This is a genomic window from Jatrophihabitans sp. YIM 134969 (assembly GCF_054456675.1).
Map to the genome: position 1 here is coordinate 14,759 of NZ_JBTJEQ010000034.1, position 19,238 is coordinate 33,996.

At 71.7% G+C, this 19,238-nt stretch carries 14 protein-coding genes; 10 read left to right on the forward strand and 4 right to left on the reverse strand.

What is annotated here, in order from left to right; all coding sequences use genetic code 11:
- The first annotated feature begins 32 nt into the window (after positions 1-32).
- Entirely contained in the window at positions 33-536 is a 504-nt protein-coding gene (locus ACXR2U_RS16875) for a MarR family winged helix-turn-helix transcriptional regulator (RefSeq protein ID WP_458826231.1), read from the forward strand.
- Here the strand turns inward: ACXR2U_RS16875 and ACXR2U_RS16880 are convergent.
- The 3 genes from ACXR2U_RS16880 to ACXR2U_RS16890 are packed head-to-tail and all read right to left on the reverse strand — an operon-like array spanning position 526 to position 3,378.
- Entirely contained in the window at positions 526-1,371 is an 846-nt protein-coding gene (locus ACXR2U_RS16880) for an ABC transporter permease (protein WP_458826232.1), read from the reverse strand. The genes ACXR2U_RS16875 and ACXR2U_RS16880 overlap by 11 nt on opposite strands.
- Positions 1,361-2,293, reverse strand: a complete 933-nt coding sequence (locus tag ACXR2U_RS16885) for an ABC transporter ATP-binding protein (RefSeq protein WP_458826233.1) — start codon at positions 2,291-2,293, stop codon at positions 1,361-1,363. Before ACXR2U_RS16885 ends, ACXR2U_RS16880 begins: the two co-directional genes overlap by 11 nt.
- A gap of 8 nt (positions 2,294-2,301) precedes the next feature.
- Positions 2,302-3,378: a LolA family protein gene (locus tag ACXR2U_RS16890; protein ID WP_458826234.1), complete on the reverse strand. Its 1,077-nt coding sequence runs from the start codon at positions 3,376-3,378 to the stop codon at positions 2,302-2,304.
- Positions 3,379-3,563: 185 nt separating this feature from the next.
- Between ACXR2U_RS16890 and ACXR2U_RS16895 the strand changes: the two genes are divergently transcribed.
- The 9 genes from ACXR2U_RS16895 to ACXR2U_RS16935 all read left to right on the forward strand — a co-directional run bounded on the left by ACXR2U_RS16895 (position 3,564) and on the right by ACXR2U_RS16935 (position 16,790).
- Positions 3,564-5,318: a GMC oxidoreductase gene (locus tag ACXR2U_RS16895; RefSeq protein ID WP_458826235.1), complete on the forward strand. Its 1,755-nt coding sequence runs from the start codon at positions 3,564-3,566 to the stop codon at positions 5,316-5,318.
- A gap of 9 nt (positions 5,319-5,327) precedes the next feature.
- On the forward strand, positions 5,328-5,930 hold the full coding sequence (locus ACXR2U_RS16900) for a hypothetical protein (RefSeq protein ID WP_458826236.1): 603 nt from the start codon (positions 5,328-5,330) through the stop codon (positions 5,928-5,930).
- A gap of 62 nt (positions 5,931-5,992) precedes the next feature.
- Entirely contained in the window at positions 5,993-6,976 is a 984-nt protein-coding gene (locus ACXR2U_RS16905) for an alpha/beta hydrolase family protein (RefSeq protein ID WP_458826258.1), read from the forward strand.
- Positions 6,973-7,854, forward strand: coding sequence for an acetoacetate decarboxylase family protein (locus ACXR2U_RS16910; protein ID WP_458826237.1), 882 nt, complete (start codon positions 6,973-6,975; stop codon positions 7,852-7,854). Before ACXR2U_RS16905 ends, ACXR2U_RS16910 begins: the two co-directional genes overlap by 4 nt.
- The gene (locus tag ACXR2U_RS16915; protein WP_458826238.1) at positions 7,851-8,330 is read left to right on the forward strand and encodes a DUF1772 domain-containing protein; all 480 of its coding nucleotides are present in this window, start codon (positions 7,851-7,853) and stop codon (positions 8,328-8,330) included. The genes ACXR2U_RS16910 and ACXR2U_RS16915 overlap by 4 nt, the downstream gene beginning before the upstream one ends.
- A complete protein-coding gene (locus ACXR2U_RS16920) occupies positions 8,327-8,680 on the forward strand; it encodes a hypothetical protein (protein ID WP_458826239.1) in 354 nt (117 codons plus the stop codon). Before ACXR2U_RS16915 ends, ACXR2U_RS16920 begins: the two co-directional genes overlap by 4 nt.
- A complete protein-coding gene (locus tag ACXR2U_RS16925) occupies positions 8,677-10,071 on the forward strand; it encodes a patatin-like phospholipase family protein (RefSeq protein WP_458826240.1) in 1,395 nt (464 codons plus the stop codon). The genes ACXR2U_RS16920 and ACXR2U_RS16925 overlap by 4 nt, the downstream gene beginning before the upstream one ends.
- Positions 10,068-11,675 carry a metallophosphoesterase gene (locus ACXR2U_RS16930; RefSeq protein WP_458826241.1) on the forward strand — a complete coding sequence of 536 codons (1,608 nt, stop codon included), beginning with the start codon at positions 10,068-10,070 and terminating at the stop codon, positions 11,673-11,675. The genes ACXR2U_RS16925 and ACXR2U_RS16930 overlap by 4 nt, the downstream gene beginning before the upstream one ends.
- A 219-nt stretch (positions 11,676-11,894) precedes the next feature.
- A complete protein-coding gene (locus ACXR2U_RS16935; RefSeq protein ID WP_458826242.1) occupies positions 11,895-16,790 on the forward strand; it encodes a 5'-nucleotidase C-terminal domain-containing protein in 4,896 nt (1,631 codons plus the stop codon).
- 331 nt (positions 16,791-17,121) lie between these two features.
- Here ACXR2U_RS16935 and ACXR2U_RS16940 read toward each other — a convergent pair whose 3' ends face one another.
- Positions 17,122-18,561 carry an HNH endonuclease signature motif containing protein gene (locus ACXR2U_RS16940; RefSeq protein ID WP_458826243.1) on the reverse strand — a complete coding sequence of 480 codons (1,440 nt, stop codon included), beginning with the start codon at positions 18,559-18,561 and terminating at the stop codon, positions 17,122-17,124.
- Positions 18,562-19,238 lie beyond the last annotated feature (677 nt).

Consider the following 19,238-nt stretch of genomic DNA (forward strand, 5'->3'; position numbering starts at 1 on the left):
TCGCAGCAACAGGCTCGGGTACGGTTCGCGCCGTGGCGAAGGGGGAGGACCTCGACCCGGCCGAGATGGCCGTGTACTTCGCCCTGCTGGAGTCGGGGCGGTTGCTGCAGTACGCCCTGGAACAGCAGATCCGGCGCGACGGCGACCTCAGCTTCGTGCAGTTCCAGATCCTCGCCGGCCTGCACCTCGGGACCGAGCACGGCCGCGAGCGGATGACCGACATCGCCGACCGCGTCGTGTACAGCCGCAGCGGCCTGACCTACCAGGCCCGCGAGCTCGAGCGGCGCGGTCTGGTCGAGCGTGTACCCGACCCCGACGACGACCGGGGCACGGTCGTCGTCATCACCGGGGCCGGCCGGAAGCTGATCGGTTCGATCCTCCCCGACCACCAGGACGTGGTCCGCGAGATGCTCATCGACCACCTCGACCCGGCGGACGCCGCCACGCTGACCCGCGTGCTCGGAGAACTGCGCGACCGCATGCGCGAGCAACCTCCACGGTCGGCCCGGCCTCGTCGCAAGCCCGCTAGCTCGTGACGTCCTCGGTGGTCAGGCGCGCCCACGCCGCGGAGAGGAACACCGCGACGTAGGCGAGGTGCAGCAGGCACCAGCGGATCAGGTCGGCGCCCGACACCGGCGAGCGCAGGAGCTCGCCGAAACCCAACCAGTGGTCGGTGAGCAGCGCCGGGTGGATCCCCGACAGCTGCGGGACGGCGTCGAGCACGGTCGACACGATGGCGAGCCCGACCGTCGCGGCCATGGCCGCCAGCGCGTTCTCGGTGAGCGTGGAGATCAGCAACCCGCCGGCGGCCAGGGCGAACAACGCCAGCGACACGTAGCCGACGACCGCGAGCATCCGCACCAGAGCGCCACTGACACCGACCGACGTCCCGGACAGCAGCACGAGGGCGCGCACACCGAACAGCACCGCCCCGGTGATCAGCCCGGCCACCGCGACCACCGCGACCGCCAGCACCGTGAAGGTCAGCACCGCCGCGGACTTCACCGCCAGCAGGCGGGTGCGGCCGACCGGCACGGTCAACAGGTAGCGCAACGTCCCCTGCCCGGCCTCGCCGGCGATCGAGTCCCCCGCGACCACGCCGATGACGAGCGGGAAGAACAGCGGCAGACACACCGTGAGCGCCGTGAACACCAGGAACAGACCGTTGCCGGTGATGCGGTCCAGGAACGGCGGGCCGTCACCGGAGCCGGGGTTGCTGACCTTGACCGCGACGCCGATCAGCACGGGGACCAGCGCGAGGAAGGCCAGCAGCACCAGGTTGCGGCGGCGGAGCAGCACCAGCCGGACCTCGCTGCGGTAGAGCCGCCAGAACGCCCCAGGGTGACGACGGACGACCGGGTCAGCGGACACCGTCGAACCCCTCCCCGGTCACCGAGACGAACAGGTCCTCGAGGTCGGGCTGTTCGACCTGCAGTCCGCGGAGGCGGACTCGCGCGCCCACCAGCGCCTCGGCCACCGCCTCCGGGGCGACGTCACCGATCGGTGCACGCAGCAACGACGAGTCCCGGTCGACCGTCGGGGCGAGACCGAGGGCGGTCAGGACGTCGTGGGCCGCCGCGGTGTCCGGCGTCGTGACCACCACCGTGGCCGCACCGGCCGCCAGCACCTCGGCCAGCGGCCCCTGCCGCAGCAGCCGTCCCGCCGACATCATCCCGATGTGCGTGGCCATCTGCTCGATCTCGCTGAGCAGGTGGCTCGAGACCAGCACCGTGGTGCCGTCATCGGCGAGTTCGCGCACCAGGCGGCGGATCTCACGGGTGCCCTGCGGGTCGAGGCCGTTCGTCGGCTCGTCGAGCACCAGCAGGTCACGGGGCTGCAGCAGCGCGGCGGCGAGGCCCAGGCGTTGCTTCATGCCGAGGGAGTAGTGGCGGTAGCGCTTGCCCGCCGCGGCGGCGAGACCGACGCGGGCCAGGGCCTCGTCGATGCGGCGGTCAGAGGTCCGGGGGTCGGCGGTGGCGTCGGCGAGGTCGAGGCGGCGCAGGTTCTGCCGGCCGGACACGTACGGGTGGAACGCCGGGCCCTCGATGAGCGCGCCGACGCGTGGGAGGACCCGCCCCGCGTGGTCGGGCACCGACTCCCCGAGCACCTCGATGCGGCCGGCGTCCGGGCGGACGAGCCCGAGCAGCATGCGGATCGTCGTGGTCTTGCCCGAACCGTTCGGACCGAGGAAGCCGTAGACCGAGCCGCGAGGTACGGCGAGATCGATGCCGTCGACCGCCGTCTGCTGGCCGAACCGGCGCGTCAGCCCGTGGGTCGCAACGGCCGCTTCCACCGACGCGGTCAGCGGGACCGGGCGATCTGCTGGAGCACGTCGGGCGCGACGGCGCCCACGTAGGCACGGCCGTCCGTCGTGAGCACCGCGTTCACCAGTGCTGTGTGCAACAGTCGGCTGCCGTCAGGCTGCTTGCTGGTGAGCTGGTCGAGGAGCCCGTTCGACGAGGTCAGCAGCGCCTTGGCGTCCGGGAACTCGACCACCGAGGTCCACCCGTCACCGACGACGGTCGGAGCCGCGGTGGGGGCTCGGCCGGCCGGCACCGAGGTGGCCGGTCGACCACCGCCGAAGGGGTTCTCCGTGACCGTCGCTCCGGCCGGCGGGGTGAACGCGAACTGCGACGCGGGCGGCGTCGCGAAGTCGATCCTGGTGAAGCCGACCTCGAACGCGGGCGTCGACGCCGAGCCGAACACCTCGACCTGCAGCGGTACACCGGTCTCGGAGTCGACGGCGATCGCGACCTGCCGGATCGTCGTGCGGGCGTCACGCGGTTCCACCACCAGCGTGTAGGCGGTGCGGCCCGCGACCGTGGCGGTGTCGGAGACCGACACCGCGGTCGTCGGGTCGACAGCGTCGAGCAGCTGCCGGGCGACACCGGTCGGGGTCATCGACGCCGTGGGGTCCGGGGCGTCCTCCGCCCGGTGGGCCGGGAGCACCTGGTGGCTGACCGTGTCGTCGGCGGAGGTGTAGGTCCACACGTCGTCGCCGTCATGGACGACGTCGGCCTCGGACAGCTGGGCGGTGACCGCCAGCCGCTGCCGGTCGGGACCGTCGATCCACACCTGCGCGGTGTTCGTGCCGGTGAGCAGCTGTTGCCAGGACAGCGAGGCCTGCGACGCGGCGCCGGGCAGCGACGGCAGGCCGAGGTCCGCGGTCTCGGTGACGGTTCCCGACAGCGCCCGGGTCTGCGACGCCAGCACGCTCGCGATCAGCTGCTCGGCCGTGCGCGCCGGGAGCTTCGGGTTGGCGTCGGCGGTGGACACGTTGAACACGACCGCGCCCGCGGCCACCACCACGACCGCCGCCGCGGGGACGGCCCAGGCGCGACGACGGCGGGGCACGGTGGTCACGGGGTCGACGTCCACCCCTCCAGCATGGCTCCGCCGGCCTGAGAACTCCACCCGCCACGGTCCGCTCCCCCACCGGGCTGACGGCGGTCGAGCTCTGCCCTTTCGGACACCCGAAAGGCTCTGGCCCGGTGGCAGGTCCGGGCCCAGACTCGTGATCATCTCGGCGTGGACGTCGCCGCGGACATCGGGGGTCGAGCGCCGTGGGCTACCAGATCGGCGCGCCACCGGCCGCGGTCGACACCCTGGTCATCGGATCGGGCTTCGGGGGCTCGGTCGTCGCCGCCCGCCTCGCCGAGCACCTGGGCGAGCAGGTCGCCCTGATCGAACGCGGGCGGGCGTACGCCCCCGGCGACTTCCCCCGCTCCCCGGCGGGCGTCGCCGCGAACTTCTGGTCACCCGACGACGACCAGTACGGCCTGTTCGACGCCTGGTCGTTCAGCGGCATCGACTCGATCGTGTCGAGCGGGCTCGGCGGCGGGTCGCTGATCTACGCCAACGTGCTCCTGCGCAAGGACGCGTCGTGGTTCACCCAGCCGCACCCCTACCAGCCCGGCGTCACCGAGCACTGGCCGATCGGCGCGGACGACCTCGAACCGCACTACGCGCGCGTGTCGGAGTTCCTCGACGTGCAGGAGACCCCCTTCTCCGAGGACCCGCGGTCGCCGTTCCACCTCCGCAAGACCGCCGCGATGCGTCGGGCGGCGGCCGGGCAGGGCGGATTCCACCTGGCACCACTCGCCGTCCGGTTCCGCGACGGCGCCGGCCGTCCCGCGATCGGCGCCGAACTGCCACCCGCGCCGTACGGCAACATCCACGGCAGCTGGCGCCGCACCTGTCGGATGCTCGGTGAGTGTGATGTCGGGTGCAACGAAGGCGCGAAGAGCTCGCTCGACCACACCTACCTCTCGGCCGCCAGCCACCACGGTGCGCGCATCAGCGTGTGCACCGAGGCCAAGACCGTGACGCGCCGGCCCGACGGTCGGTTCGAGGTCGGCGTGCGGACGTGGGACCCGCACGACCAGCACGCCCCACGGCGGGAAACCACGATCACCGCCCGCCGGGTCGTGGTGTCGGCGGGCACCTACGGCAGCACCTACCTGCTGCTCGTCAACCGCGACCGGCTCGGGATCACGAGCCCCGCGCTCGGCACCCGCTTCTGCGGCAACGGCGATCTGCTCGGGTTCTGGTTCGGCGCCGACACCCCGCTGCAGGGGACGGTCGGGCCGGTCATCTCGTCCTACGTCCGCTACCCGGACCGCGTGGACACCGGCCTCGCCGCCGACCACGGCATGTACCTGGAGGACGCGGGGTACCCGGGGTTCGCGGCGTGGCTCGCCGAACTGTCGGAGGCGGGCGGGTTGCTGCGCCGGGGCGGGGAGATCGTCGCGCGGCGCGCGTGGTCCCAGCTGACCGGCCGGCGCCGCACCCGCCTCGGGCACGACATCTCGACCGTGATGGGCAAGGCGGCGGTGAGCGAGAACGCGTTGCCGATCCTGGGGATGGGCCGCGACGTCCCCGACGGACTGTTGCACCTGCGCGAGGTGCCCGACCACGACGAGCCGATCCTGGACAGCACGTGGAGCACCCGCACGTCACAGCACTACTTCGACCGCATGGAACGCAACATGCGCGAACTCGGTGCGGCCCTCGGCGCCCGCTACCAGGTCAACCCGACCTACCAGCTCAACCGCGTCGTCACCGTCCACCCGCTCGGCGGGTCCCCGATGCGCACGAGCGTGAGCCCCGGTGTGGTGGACGAGTACGGCCGGGTCGACGGCGTACCCGGACTGCGGGTGTGCGACGGCTCGATCCTGCCCGGTCCGGTCGGGGCCAACCCGTCGCTCACGATCGCAGCCGTCGCCGACCGGATCGCCGACGACCTGCTGACCGAGGCCGACGGCCCGTTCGCGGCCAGCCTCGCCGGCACACCCGCCGGTGTCCGGGCCGGGGTCTGAGGAGGCGTCGTGGGTGCAGCGTGGTTCACCGAGGGCATGCGGGGCTTCCACCGGCCGGGAGCGCCGGCGTACGACGCCGGGTACTGGACCGGTCTGCGTGACGGCCACCGGCTGGCGTTCCGGTTGACGATCGGCACCGACGACGTCGGCGCCGCCCTCGCCGACCCGGAGCACCGCATGCGGGCGACGGGATCGGTGCGCTGTGCAGCGATCCAGGCAGCCGACCTACCGGTGACCGACGGGGAGTTCCAGCTCTTCGCGCCGGACTCCGGAGCCGGTCGCCACCTCATGCGCTACCGCCTGCCCTTCGCCACCCCGACCGGACCGATGACGCTGCTCGGGCACAAGCTCGTGGGCAACGACCGCGACTTCGACCTGTGGCCCGACACCACGACCCTGTTCACCCGGATCGTCCACGGCGATCAGGGTTTCGACGCGCCGGCCGGGTCGGAGTACACCCGCGGGATCCTCCGGCTCAACGCGCCGATGTTCGCGCGGCAGATGACCACGTTCCGGGGCGACCCCGCCGGCATCGGCCGTTTCGGCGCCTTCTTCGGTGGCGGTCTGCTCCGCACGTACGCCCGCCGACCGCGCGCCGAGGTGCCGGCGTGACCGCCGTCCTGGACCCGACCGCCGTGACCACGGAGGTCGTGCCGGTGACCGCCGGCGACGGCATGGCGCTCAACGTCCACCACGTCACCGGGCCACGTCCGCCGTCGCGCGGGCCGGTCCTGCTCGTGCACGGCGCGGGCGTGCGCGCCGACATCTTCCGCGCGCCGGAACGGCGCACCGTGGTCGACGCCCTGCTCGGCGACGGCTGGGACGTCTGGCTCGCGAACTGGCGCGCCAGCATCGACCTGCCGCCGAACCGTTGGACGCTCGACCAGGCGGCGGTGTTCGACCACCCGGCCATCGTGCGGACGGTGCTGGACCGCACCGGAGCGGACACCCTGCGCGCGGTGATCCACTGCCAGGGGTCGAGCAGTTTCGCGTTGGCTGCCGTGGCCGGCCTCCTGCCGGAGGTGGAGGTCATCGTGTCCAACGCGATGTCCCTGCACCCCGTCGTCCCGCCCTTCTCCCGGCTCAAGATCGCCCGGGTGGCGCCGGTCCTCGCCCCGTTCCTGCCGTTCGTCGACCCGGGCTGGGGCAGCGGCACGGGACCGGACCGCTTCATCCCGAAGGCCATGCTGCGCACGGTGGGGCTCACGCACCGCGAGTGCGGGAACGACGTCTGCAAGATGGTGAGCTTCACCTACGGCGCCGGACGACCCGCGCTGTGGGCCCACGAGAACCTGTCACCCACCACCCACGAGTGGCTGCGCCACGAGTTCGGCCCGGTGCCGATGACGTTCTTCGCGCAGATGGCGCACTCCATCGCCCGCGGGCGCATCACGCCGACCGGCGCGGTCGACGGTCTCGGACCCGACCCGGTCGGCGGGCCGCCCGCCACCGACGCCCGCTTCGCGCTCATCGCAGGCGCGGCGAACCGCTGCTTCCTGCCCGAGAGTCAGCGACGGACCTTCGCCCACCTCGACGCCCACCGCCCCGGTTTCCACTCGCTGCACGTCGTGCCGGGCTACGGCCATCTCGACGTGTTCATGGGCCGCTACGCCGCCCGCGACACCCTCCCCCTCATCCTCGAGGAGCTCGCCCGATGAGACAGTCCCGACGCCAGCGCGCGCTGGCGGGAACCCACGCCATGGTCGACGGCATCGGCTTCGACATGCCGGTCAACTCCGAGGACTCGCCGGCGCTGATGACCGGGTTCACCGTGGACCGCGCCGCCGCGGCGGCGTTGCTGCCCGGCGAGGAGTTGCGGCCGGTCGCCCTGCCCGGCGGTCGGGGCCTGCTGCTGGTCACGGTCATCGACTACCGCACCACCGACATCGGCAGGTACGTCGAGTTCAGCATCGCCATCGCGTGCGTGCACCGCCGCGCGGGCGACGGCCTGGCCCGGATGCTGCTGCGCGAAGGTGCGTCGGCCTTCGGGCAGTACGTGTGGGACCTGCCGGTGAGCTCGCTGGTGTCGGTCAAGGGCGGCAAGGGGATCTGGGGGATGCCCAAACACCAGGCCAGCCTGGACTTCCTGGTCACCGACGACCAGATGTCGAGTCAGTACGACCTCGACGGTGACCTGTGCCTCCGGGTCACCGTCGACCGGCCGGGAGGGTTCCGGGTGCCGCTGCGCAACCTCTCGGCCGCCAACTACTGCCAGTTCCGCGGGATGCTCTGGAAGTCGTCGATCGCGTTCTCCGACGACGTCGAGGTGGCCGCCGGATCACGGGCCCGCGGCTCGTTGCTGCTCGGACCGCACCCGCGGATGGACCCGCTCCGGGAGCTCGACATCGCCACCGACCCGGCGTTCGTGGCGTGCCTGCCGCACTCGCACGGCATCCTCGACGACCACTGCGAGGGCTGGTTCCTCACCACGGCCACCGCGCCCGACCCGGCGTCGCCGCCGGAGGGACTGGAATCGGTCGTCGACCTGCCCGTCAGCGAGGACTGGCTACCCGCCCCGACGGCGGCCGGGCGATGACGCTCGAGGCCTGGCTCGGCGCCGTCTGCCTCTTCGGCGCGTCGCTCTACCTCGGGCTCGGCTACTCGCTGGTGGTCCTCCAGTTCCCCGGTGCCCTGAAGACCACCCGCGCCGCGAACTTCCCCGAGCGCTTCGGTGATCCCGTCCGTCGCGCCGTGGCGATCTTCACCGTCCTCAGCGTCGCGATGATCGCGGCCGGCGCCTGGTTGTCGGCGCGGGAGTGGGACGACGGCGGTCGCCGCTGGTGGATCGTCGTGTTCACCGCGGCGGTGGTGGGCGCCACCGCGTTCACCGTCGTCGCGATCCTGCCGGTGAACCGCCGCCTCTACAAACCGGTTGCCGACGACGAGGTCTTCACCACCCTGCTGACCCGCTGGGTGCGCCTGAACGTGGTCCGCTACCTCTTCTGGATCGTCGAGTGGATCTGCGTGACCGGGTGGTTCATCACCCTCGTCAGCACGGGGAGCTGGTCGTGAACGACAAGACCGTTGCACGCGGCATCGGTGTCACCACTGCCCTGTCCGGGCTGGGGTTGCTGGTTGCGCCGTCGACCTCCCTGCGGGCGATGGGCGCCGCGTCGAGTGCGCCCGCGCCGCTGCTGTTCCGCGTCGTCGGGATGTTCATGACGGTGTCGGGCGGGCTGCTCACCGACGGCACCACGACCCCCGTCATCCTGCGCTGGGCGCTCGCCCAGAAGGCGGGAGCGGTGGGCGGAGTCGCCCTCGGTGTGGCACAGGGTGACTACCGCCGCGCCGCGCTGGGCGTCGCCGCCTTCGACGCGGCGAGCGCGGTGCTGCTGGCCCGCATGCTGCGACGGCCGACGTGAGCCGGCGCGGCCTCGTGCTCGCCGGCGGCGGCATGCGGGTGGCGTGGCAGACCGGCGTGCTCACCGCGCTCACCGAGGCCGGACTCGCGTTCGACCACGTCGACGGCAGCTCCGGCGGCATCTTCACGACCGCGATGCTGCTGTCCGGCCTCACCCCCGCCGAGATGGGCGAGCGGTGGCGCACCCTCGACGTCGAGGCGTTCGTGGCCCCGCAGCCGTGGCGGGCGTACCTGCGGTCGCCGACGAACTGGTCGGCGTTCGGCAGCGCCCGCAGCATCCGGCGGACCGTGCTGCCGCACCTCGGGGTCGACCTCGACCGCGTCCGGGCCGCCGCGACCCCGACGGGTTCGTTCAACGTCGCCGACTTCACCACCAAGCGGTGCGTGGCCGTACCGCACACGGATGTCGACGAGGACCTGCTCATCGCCGGGGTGTCACTGGCCGGCGTCATGCCGGCGGTGGAACGCGGCGGTACGGCCTGGACCGACGCCGTGTGGATCAAGGACGCCAACCTCACCGAGACGGTCCGTCGCGGCTGCACCGAGATCTGGGTGGCCTGGTGCATCGCCAACACCCCTCGGTGGGGCACCGGCGCGCTCGAGCAGTACGTCCACATGATCGAGATGTCGGCGGTCGCGGGGCTCACCGCCGAACTGGAGTGGATCGCGGATCTCAACGCCCGCCGCCGGGCGGGCGAGGCGGTGCTCGGCTCGACGACGCCGGTGACCGTCCACCTCGTGCGCCCCGACCTGCCGATCCCCCTCGACCCCGACTTCCTCGCCGGACGCATCGACGCGGAAACCCTGATCGCCACGGGTTACCGCGACGCCTGCTACTACCTCTCCGAGCGCAAGCCCGACGGCGTGCCACTCGACGCGACCCCGACCGCGACGCCCGCGCGGCGGCTCGGCGCCCGCCTGTCCCTGCGCGCCGACGGCCGGTTCCGTGACCGCGGGACCGCCTCGACCACCGTCGTCCTGGAGGCCGACGACCTCGCCGCGGTCCGCGACGGCGGCCGGTTCACCGGCGTCGGCGCGCTCCGGACCGACGCGGACGGCTACCGGATGTTCAGCACGACCGGTGCGGAACTCGTCGGCCACGGCGACAGCCGTCGGCTCAGCGTCAGCGCCCGCGTCGGCGCCGGTGACGACGCTGAGTCTCTCGACATCGAGACACCCCTACCCGTTCGGCACCGGTCGAAGGCGCGGGTGCAACGGTGGACCCTGCGCGGCGCGGACGGCGGGGTGCTCGACCGCGGCGGCGCCACCCTCACGACCGGTCAGGTCGTCCGCACGCTGCTGTCGTTCGAACCGAGCGGCGCGCACGACCTGCGCGACCGGGCCCGGGCCCTGGGGCTGGCCGCAGGCGCCCTGCACCGGCGGGCGTCGTGACCGCGGGCTCGCGCACCAGCGACTTCGCCGCGGGGTGGGACCAGCCGGGGCGGGCGCCCCACCGGCTCGGCACCTGGCCGCACCTCATGCGCGACCTGCCGCCCCGGCGACCGCTGTCGTGGTTCGACCCCCGCGTGCTCTGGGCGTGCCGCAACGACCGACTGGCGAAGGTCTCCGACCCGGTGCCGTTCGAGCGGGGCCGCTGGGTGGCGGGCCTCTCGCCCGCCGAGCTCACCGTCGACCTCCGCTCCGGCGACGACCAGCCGGTCTCGTTCCTGCTCATGGGCGACACCGGGGAGGGCGACCACGCCCAGTTCGCCGTCGCGCAGGCGTTGCAGCAGGCCGACGACGCGGCGTTCCTCGTGATCTGCAGCGACGCCCAGTACCCGCTCGGCGACGTGAACGCCTACGAGCGCACCTTCTACGCGCCCTACCGCGAGCTGCGCCGCCCGGTCTACGCGCTGCCGGGCAACCACGACTGGTACGACGACCTCGCCGCGTTCCAGCACCACTTCGTGGGTCGCACCGAGCGGTACACCAAGGCGAGCCGCAGCGCCGACCGCGCAGGCACCGGCGACGCCCGGTGGCGGGTGGCGTTCCGTCGGGCGCTGTGGCACCGCCCGCCCACGGTCGACCCGACAGCCGTCGCGCAGGCCACGGCCCTACGGCCGCACGCGGACCAACGGCAACCGATCCGTCAACCCGGCCCCTACTTCGTGATCGACACCGGCCCCGTCCGGCTGGTGTGCATCGACACCGGCATCCTCGGCGACCTCGACGACCAGCAGGCCGCCTGGCTGCTCGCGGTGTCCGACGACCCGCGGCCCAAGCTGTTGCTCACCGGGAAGCCCCTGCTCGTCGACGGCCGGGTGGACCCGTGCCGGCTGCGCGGTCACCACGGCCGGCGCAACGACGACGACTCGTGGACCTCGTTCGAGACCGTGCTCGACGTCGTCCACCACCCCGCGTTCCGGTACCTCGGCAGCATCGGCGGCGACATCCACAACTACCAGCGCTACCCCGTGCGCCACGGCGGGCGCGAGTACCAGCACGTCGTCGCCGGTGGCGGTGGGGCGTTCATGCACGCGACCCACCTCATCGACAGCATCGACGAGTCCGAGGCGCACGACCGGTTCGGGGTCAGCGAGGCGGACTTCCGGACCTACCCCCTGCGGATGGACTCCCTCGCCGTCTACAGCCGGGTCCTGCGCGACAAGCTGCCGCACTGGTTCCCCGACGTGGCGCTCAGCGCGGCGCAGGCGGCCGCCACGGTGTACGCCGAGCGCGACGTCACGGCCGACGAGGTACCGGTGCGCGTCCGGGAGGTGCTGCTGCACCCGGTGCGGGTGCCGTGGGCGCGACGGTTCGCCGCCCACTGGGTGCTGCGGGTCGGCGGCCGGCGCTTCCACCAGTGGTTCTCGCCGTTCTTCAGCTGGAACGCCCCGCCGTTCTTCCGGCACTTCCTGCGGGTCGAGGTGACGGGGACGGCCGAGGTCGGTGCGGTGACCGTGCAGTGCGTGGCCGTGACCGGCTACGTCGAGGAGGAGCTCGAGGGCCCGGTCGAGGACACGGTCACGATGCGGTGGGACCACCGCCGCTCCTGACGGTCGTCCACCAGGACGTTTCGTCCCGGTCAGGGGGTTTTTGTACCGGCACAATCCGGGCCTTCATCTCACGGACACCTGGCGCTTACCGTGAGCGGGTTCGCCGGTCACCCGTTCCAGCGACGATCCGAACAGTCTCCGTCCGGAGGCCGTGTTCTCAAGGTCGACCAGTCCGCCCCGGTACCCGTCCGGGACACCACCGAGCCAGGAGCCCCCTCCATGCCCGTGCCCCACCCCCGGCGTCGACACGTCGCCGTCGGAGTCGCCACCGCGACCTCCGTCGGCCTCGTGCTCGCCATGGCGTCCGCGCCGCCCGCCCAGGCGGTCGACACCTCGTCGCCCGTCATCATCAACGAGGTCTTCGGGGGAGGTGGGAACTCCGGCGCCACGCTCAAGCAGGACTTCATCGAGCTCGTCAACACCGGTTCGACGTCGATCGACCTGTCCGGCTGGTACCTCTGGTACGCCTCGTCGGCCGGCACCTTCGCCTCCGCGCCGACCGCGTCGAACCGCACGCCGCTCTCGGGGACCATCGCCCCGGGCGGCGTCTTCCTCGTCGCCGAGGCGCTGGGCACCGGGGGCACCCAGGACCTGCCCACGCCGGATGTCACCGGCTCGCTCGGCCTGAGCGGCACGGCCGGCAAGGTCGCCTTGACCAACTCGACCGTGACGCCCGCGAACAGCGCGGCCCCGAACGTCGTCGACTTCGTCGGCTACGGCGCCGCGAACGACAGTGCGGGCGGCACGCCCACGGGCGGGCTCGGCTCGACCACGTCGGCACAGCGGAAGAACGGCCCGGTCGTCAACACGGGGAACAACGGGGCGGACTTCATCGTGGCGACGCCCACGCCGAAGGCTGCCAACGCCGCTGACACCAACCCCGGCGGCACGGACTGCAGCGTCACCCCGCTGCCCACCGCCTGCACCCCCGGCCCGGAGACGATCCAGGACGTCCAGGGGCCCGGCTTCATCTCACCCGACAAGGGCAACACCGTCACCCGCGTTCCGGGCGTCGTCACGGGCATCCGCTCGACCGGCAGCAGCAAGGGCTTCTGGATGCAGCAGCCCAACCCGTCGTCGGACGCGAGCAGGTCGTCCGGCATCTACGTGTTCACCGGCAGCGCCGCGATCACCGTGGCCGTCGGCGACTCCGTGGTCGTGACCGGCGCGGTCTCCGACTACTACCCGTTCGCCACCGGCGACACGGTCGACACGACCTCGAGCCTGTCGATCACCGAGATCACCCCGACCACCACGACGGTCGTGAGCTCGGGCAACCCGGTGCCGGCCCCGTTGGTGCTCACCCCGACGACGGTCCCCGACACCGCGCTCGCGACGCCCACCAGCGGCACCAACATCGAGTCGATCACGACCGTGGACCCGACCCGGTCCGCCCAGGAGTTCTGGGAGGCCCACGAGGGCATGCTCGTCTCGGTCGACGACGCGCGGGTCGTCGGCCCGGGCAAGGCCGACTTCGGCGAGATCTACGTGACCACCAAGCCGGAGGAGGCGCGCAACTCCAGCGGCGGCACGACGATCCTCGGCTACGACCAGGTTCCGGCCGGCCGGGTGCTCGTCACGCCGGTCACCGGCACCGTGCCGCCGGCGAACGTCGGTGACGTGCTCACCGGCACCACCGCGGGCCCGGTCGACTGGTCGCGCTTCGGCGGGTACGCCATCGCCGCGACCCAGCTCGGCACGCGCCAGGACAACGACCTGCAGCCGAACCAGGCCCCCGCCCAGACCGACGGTCAGCTCGCGGTCGCGACCTACAACGTCGAGAACCTCATGCCGTCCGACTCCGCGGACAAGTACACGCGCCTCGCCGAGGGCATCGTCAACGACCTGTCGCAGCCGGACGTCATCAGCGTCGAGGAGGTCCAGGACAACACCGGGGCCACCGACGACGGCGTGGTCGCCGCGGACACCACGATCGGCAAGCTCATCGCCGCCATCACGGCGGCGGGTGGCCCGACGTACGAGTCGGCGTCGATCGACCCGGTCGACGACCAGGACGGCGGTCAGCCCGGCGGGAACATCCGCGTCGTCTTCCTCTACAACCCCGAGCGGGTCGGCTTCGTCCCGAAGACCGGCACCGGCGACCCGTCGACGACCGCGGTGACCGTGTCGACCGGCGCCGACGGCACCCCGACGCTCTCGTCCAACCCCGGTCGCGTCGACCCGACGAACAGCGCGTGGGCGAACAGCCGCAAGCCGCTCGCCGGCGAGTTCACGTTCCAGGGTCAGAAGGTCATCGTGGTCGGCAACCACTTCAACTCCAAGGGTGGCGACCAGAACTCCGACGGTCGCTTCCAGCCGCCGGCCCGGTCCAGTGAGGTGCAGCGGGGCCAGCAGGCCGCGGTGCTCAACGCCTTCGTGGACCAGGTGAAGGCCGCGGACGCGGACGCGAACGTCGTGCTCGCCGGTGACTTCAACGACTACCAGTTCTCGGACGCGATGACGACGCTCACCGACGACGGTGCGCTGCTCACCGACCTCATCAACACCCTGCCGCCGGTCGAGCAGTACACGTACAACTTCAACGGCGTCTCGCAGGTGCTCGACCACATCTTCGTGTCGAACAACCTGGCGCCGACGACCGACTACACGGTCGTGCACTCCAACGCGGAGTTCGCGGACCAGGCGTCGGACCACGACCCGCAGGTGGCACGCATCAGCTTCACCCCGACGCAGCCGGCGACCAAGAAGATCACGTTGCTCAACATCAACGACTTCCACGGTCGCATCGACAGCAACACCGTGAAGTTCGCGGGCACCGTGGAGCAGCAGCGCGCCGACACCACCACCAACGCCGGTCCCGACGGCACCGTCCTGCTCTCGGCCGGTGACAACATCGGGGCGTCGCTGTTCGCCTCCTCGAGTCAGGGCGACATCCCGACGATCCAGGTGCTGAACGCCCTGCAGTTGCAGGCGTCGGCCGTGGGCAACCACGAGTTCGACCAGGGGTACGCCGACCTCACCGGCCGCGTGGCCGACGCGGCGGACTTCGACTACCTCGGCGCGAACGTGTACTTCAAGGGCACGCAGAACCCGGCGCTGCCCGAGTACAAGATCGTGACGGTCAACGGGATCAAGGTCGGCATCATCGGGGCCGTCACGCAGGAGACCCCGAGCCTGGTCAGCCCGAGCGGCATCGCGAACCTGGACTTCGGCAACCCCGTCCAGGCGGTCAACCGGGTCGCGGCCCAGCTGACCGACGGCGACGCGGCGAACGGTGAGGCCGACGTGCTGGTGGCCGAGTACCACGCCGGCGCGGTCGACAACGAGACCGACGCCGTGGGCCTGCCGCAGGAACTCGCGAACGGCGGGGAGTTCGCCGACATCGTGAACAACACGTCCGCTGCGGTCGCGGCCATCTGGACCGGCCACACGCACAAGACGTACACCTTCGACGCGCCGGTGCCTGGTGTGGCCGGCACGACGCGTCCGGTGGTGCAGACCGGCGAGTACGGCAACAACATCGGCAACATCACGCTCACCGTCAACACGTCGGACGACTCCGTGGCCGGCTACACCATGGCGCTCGTCCCGCGTACGACGACGGCGGACGACGCCCTGGTCGCTGCCTACCCGCGCGTCGCGCAGGTCAAGGCGATCACCGATGCGGCGATCGCCCGCGCGGCGCAGATCGGTGACGTGCCGGTCGGCTCGATCTCGCAGACCATCTCGCGCGGTCTGAACGAGAACGGCACGCCGGACAACCGGGCGACGGAGTCGGCGTTGGGCAACGTCGTGGCGAACATGCTGCGCGACGAGCTGTCCACCAGTGACCTGGGCGGGGCGCAGATCGGCGTCGTCAACCCGGGTGGGCTGCGGGCCGATCTCACCTACCCGGCCTCCGGCACGCCGAACGACGCCGACGGTGTCGTGACGTACGCCGAGGCCAACGCGGTCCTGCCGTTCGGCAACCGTCTGTTCACCACGTCGCTGACCGGTGCGCAGTTCAAGCAGGTGCTCGAGCAGCAGTGGCAGCCGACGGGTGCGGCACGTCCGTACCTGCAGCTGGGTCTGTCGAACAACGTGTCGTACACCTACAACCCCGCCGCGGCCGTCGGTTCGCGGATCACGTCGGTGACGGTGAACGGCAACGCGTTGAAGCCGACCGCCACCTACCGGATCGGGACGTTCAGCTTCCTGTCCGACGGCGGCGACAACTTCACCGCGTTCCAGGGCGGCACGAACGTCCAGGACACCGCACTGGTCGACCGTGACCTGTGGATCGACTGGCTGGGCAACCACCAGGACCTCACGCCGTCGTTCGACAAGCGCGCGGTCCAGGTCACCGACCAGCCGTCGGCCCTCGCGGCCGGCACGCAGGTCACGTTCCAGGTCTCGAACCTGAACATCGCCAGCACCGGCGCCCCGGCCAACACGGCTCTGCGGGGGTACGTGAAGGGGATCAGCGTCGGCACCTTCCCGGTGACCAACGGCGCGGCGACGGTGCAGTTCACCGTTCCGCGTGGCATCTCCGGCCCCGCGACGCTGCAGCTCAACGCCGTCCCCACCGGCACCTCGGTGCGGATCCCGGTCACGGTGGCGCCGTCCGGCACGGTGTCGTCGAAGAACGGCCCGACCGTCGCCGCCGGTGACCCCGTCACCGCGGTGCTCGCCGGCTGGGCCCCGGGTGAGAAGGTGCAGGTCAAGCTGAACGGCGTCGCCAAGGGCGCTCCGGTGGTGGTGAACGCGGACGGCTCGAACAAGGTGAAGTTCACGCTGCCGGTCAGCACGCCGGCCGGCACCTACGCCCTGACGGCCACCGCCACCAAGTCCGGTGCGACCTCGCCGGTGTACACCCTGCAGGTCATCGCGAAGCCCTTCCAGGCGGGCTCGATGTCGGTGAAGCAGTCGATCGTCCAGCAGGGCGGGCTCGCGAAGCTCACCCTGACGGCGTGGGCGCCGCGGACCCTCGCGACGATCACGCTCGACAACGGCACCAAGGTGTTGGGGACGGTCAAGACCGACGCCTCCGGCAACGCGACCCTCTCGGTCAAGGTCCCCCAGGGCACCACGGTGGGCACCCACCGCCTGGTCGGTACCGCCCCCGACGGGTCGCTGGTCTCGGTGAACGTCTCGGTGGTCGCAGCGGGGTCCTGACCCCGCGCGGTGTGAACGCACCGCGCTGACCGCCCGCGAGGCCCGGTCACCCTTCGGGGTGGCCGGGCCTTCGTGATTCGGTCAGACCGTTGCGTTGCGCAACGGTGCCTGGGTGGGCTTGACCTCTCCGACGGTCGGGCCGAGGGCTCACGCCCGCACTTCGCGGCTTCCCGCTACTTCGTGTGCCCGGACCGGCACAGCAGTGTGCGTGGTGGACGGGGAGCTGCGGTGGGATCTCCGCACGGTCACGGCGGTGAGCGACGATGCGCGGTGGGAGATCCGTGGTGGGCGTCTTCGGACCTGAACTGGGACGCCCCGCCTCGCAGTCAGATCAGCTGGCGGACGTCGGGGACGTTGCGTTGCGCAACGGTGTCTGGGTGGGGTCGACGTCGGGTGGTGGTGTCCACCACGGCACGCCGTCTTCCATGTGGCAGGTCCATCCCCACCGTTGGAAGTTCCGATGATGGTGACCGCAGAGCAGCGTAAGGTTGTCGATCTCGGTCTCACCGTCGAACAGCCAGTCCAGGACGTGATGTCGTTGGCACCACTGCGGTGGGATGCGGCAGCCGGGGAAGCTGCAGTGTTCGTCGCGGGCGATGAGGGCTCTGGTCTGGCCCGGGCTGGCGAGGCGGCGGGTGCGGCCGTGGGTGAGGACGCCGCCGGCGTCGTTGAGGACGACGGGGATGATCTCGGCTTCGGCGGCAAGGTTGAGCAGTTCGGCGACGGACATGTCGCCGCCGTGGCTGGTGTGGACCCGTCCGGTGCGCTGTTCGAGGTCCTTGACGGTCATGGTGACGACGAGGGTGGTGGGCACGCCGCCGGAGTCGGGCAGGGTGCCGGAGCGCAGGAACCGGTCGCACAGTTCCTCCAGGGCGTCGTGGAGGCGGACGTCGGCGGGGCGGGTGTCGGGTCCGTGGCCGTCGTCCGGTCGCGGGGCCGCGAGGGGGCTCAGGACGGTCTGCAGCTTGGCGAACAGCCCGGCGGTCAGGTCACCGCGGGCACCGCACGCACCGTCGTCGTGCTGGGTGAGGCGCAGGGACCGGCGGCGGCGCTGGGCTTCGTCGCGGGGTGTCGGTCCGTCCTGGTCGAGCCGGTCGCGGATGTCCCGCCCGAGCATCGCCACATCGGACGCGTCGTACAGCCGGGCCACCTTCAGCAGGGCCTGTTCGGCGGCGTCGACGACCTCAACCGGCAACCCGACGGGTAGTTGATCCACCGCGCGGTCGATGGTGTGGGCGTGGTCGGCGGTGATGACCCCGACCGCTTGCGCTGCGGCGACGTGCGGCCGCAACGGCGGGAGGGGTTCGCCGGTGAGGGTGACCCGTGGGGCGCAGCCGTTCGCGGTCCGCACACGTCGTTTCGCCTCCGCGGGCCGGATCCGCAGGGCACCGGCGAGCCAGGCGGCGGTGGAGCGGGCGCCGGTGCGTTCGATGGTGTCGGGTCGACGTTCGATCTCCGCGATCAACGCCTGGTCACACGAGGCCAGCACATTCACGGTCGCTTGGAGCTCGTGGACCGCGTCGAGGACTTCGTGCCCCTCGGCCTCGCGCACCGCGGCCGGTATCAGCGCCGCGAGCTGGTCGACCTGAGCGCGCAGGGCCGCGATCTGGTCGAGCATCGACAGCGGCTTCTCTTGCCCGCCGTGCTCGGCGGCGTCCATCGCCGCCAGGATCGCCTGCGCCTGGTCGGAGAGCACGAATCCGTCGTCGGTCTCGAGGAAGACCGGCTCGCACGCCACCCACTCCTCGGTGGCGAGCGCTGATTCGTGCACGTGTTCGAGTCTACCACTCGAAGCAGGAACGTCAATGATTTGCTGCTGATTCCCCGGCCGGCGGTTGCGCGCGGGCTGGGTTCCGAGAGGAACTGCGATGAGGGTCCCCGACCTGACGGCGTGGTCGACTGGACCAGACCAGCTCCCGCTCTCGGCTCGCGTCCCGCTCACCGTTCACCTGCCTGTGGTCAACGCACGCTCTTCTCGGAACAGCACCACGAGCAGGCACACGGGAAACGGAACCGCCAGCCGACCGCGAGAGACGTACTGGTCCACCGCACCACCCACGAGGGCCGGGTACCCCTACTCGTCCTTCTCTCGAAACCCGACCCCGGCGCAACCGGGGCTGACGAACGAAGAACTGCGCACGCACCGCGTGTCCGCGGTGGTCGCGCCGTGCACCAGTTCCAACAGAACTGCGATGAGGGTCCCCGACCTGACGGCGTGGTCGACTGGACCAGACCAGCTCCCGCTCCCGGCGCACCCGCCGCGCGCCGTTCACCCTGCCTGTGGTCACCGCCCGCTCTTTCCGGAACGAGACCACGAGCAGGCACACGGGAAACGGAACCGCCGGCCAAGCGCCGCAGACCAACTGGTCCACCGCACCACCCACGGGAGTCGGGTACCCCTACCCGCAGTTCTCTCGACACGAGACCACCGCGCAACCGCCGGCCGAC

Bases quoted from the DNA above. Each gene is read 5' to 3' on its own strand.
- ACXR2U_RS16905 (WP_458826258.1), top strand. From the start codon at position 5,993: ATGGCGCTCAACGTCCACCACGTCACCGGGCCACGTCCGCCGTCGCGC.
- ACXR2U_RS16910 (WP_458826237.1), top strand. From the start codon at position 6,973: ATGAGACAGTCCCGACGCCAGCGCGCGCTGGCGGGAACCCACGCCATG.
- ACXR2U_RS16915 (WP_458826238.1), top strand. From the start codon at position 7,851: ATGACGCTCGAGGCCTGGCTCGGCGCCGTCTGCCTCTTCGGCGCGTCG.
- ACXR2U_RS16935 (WP_458826242.1), top strand. From the start codon at position 11,895: ATGCCCGTGCCCCACCCCCGGCGTCGACACGTCGCCGTCGGAGTCGCC.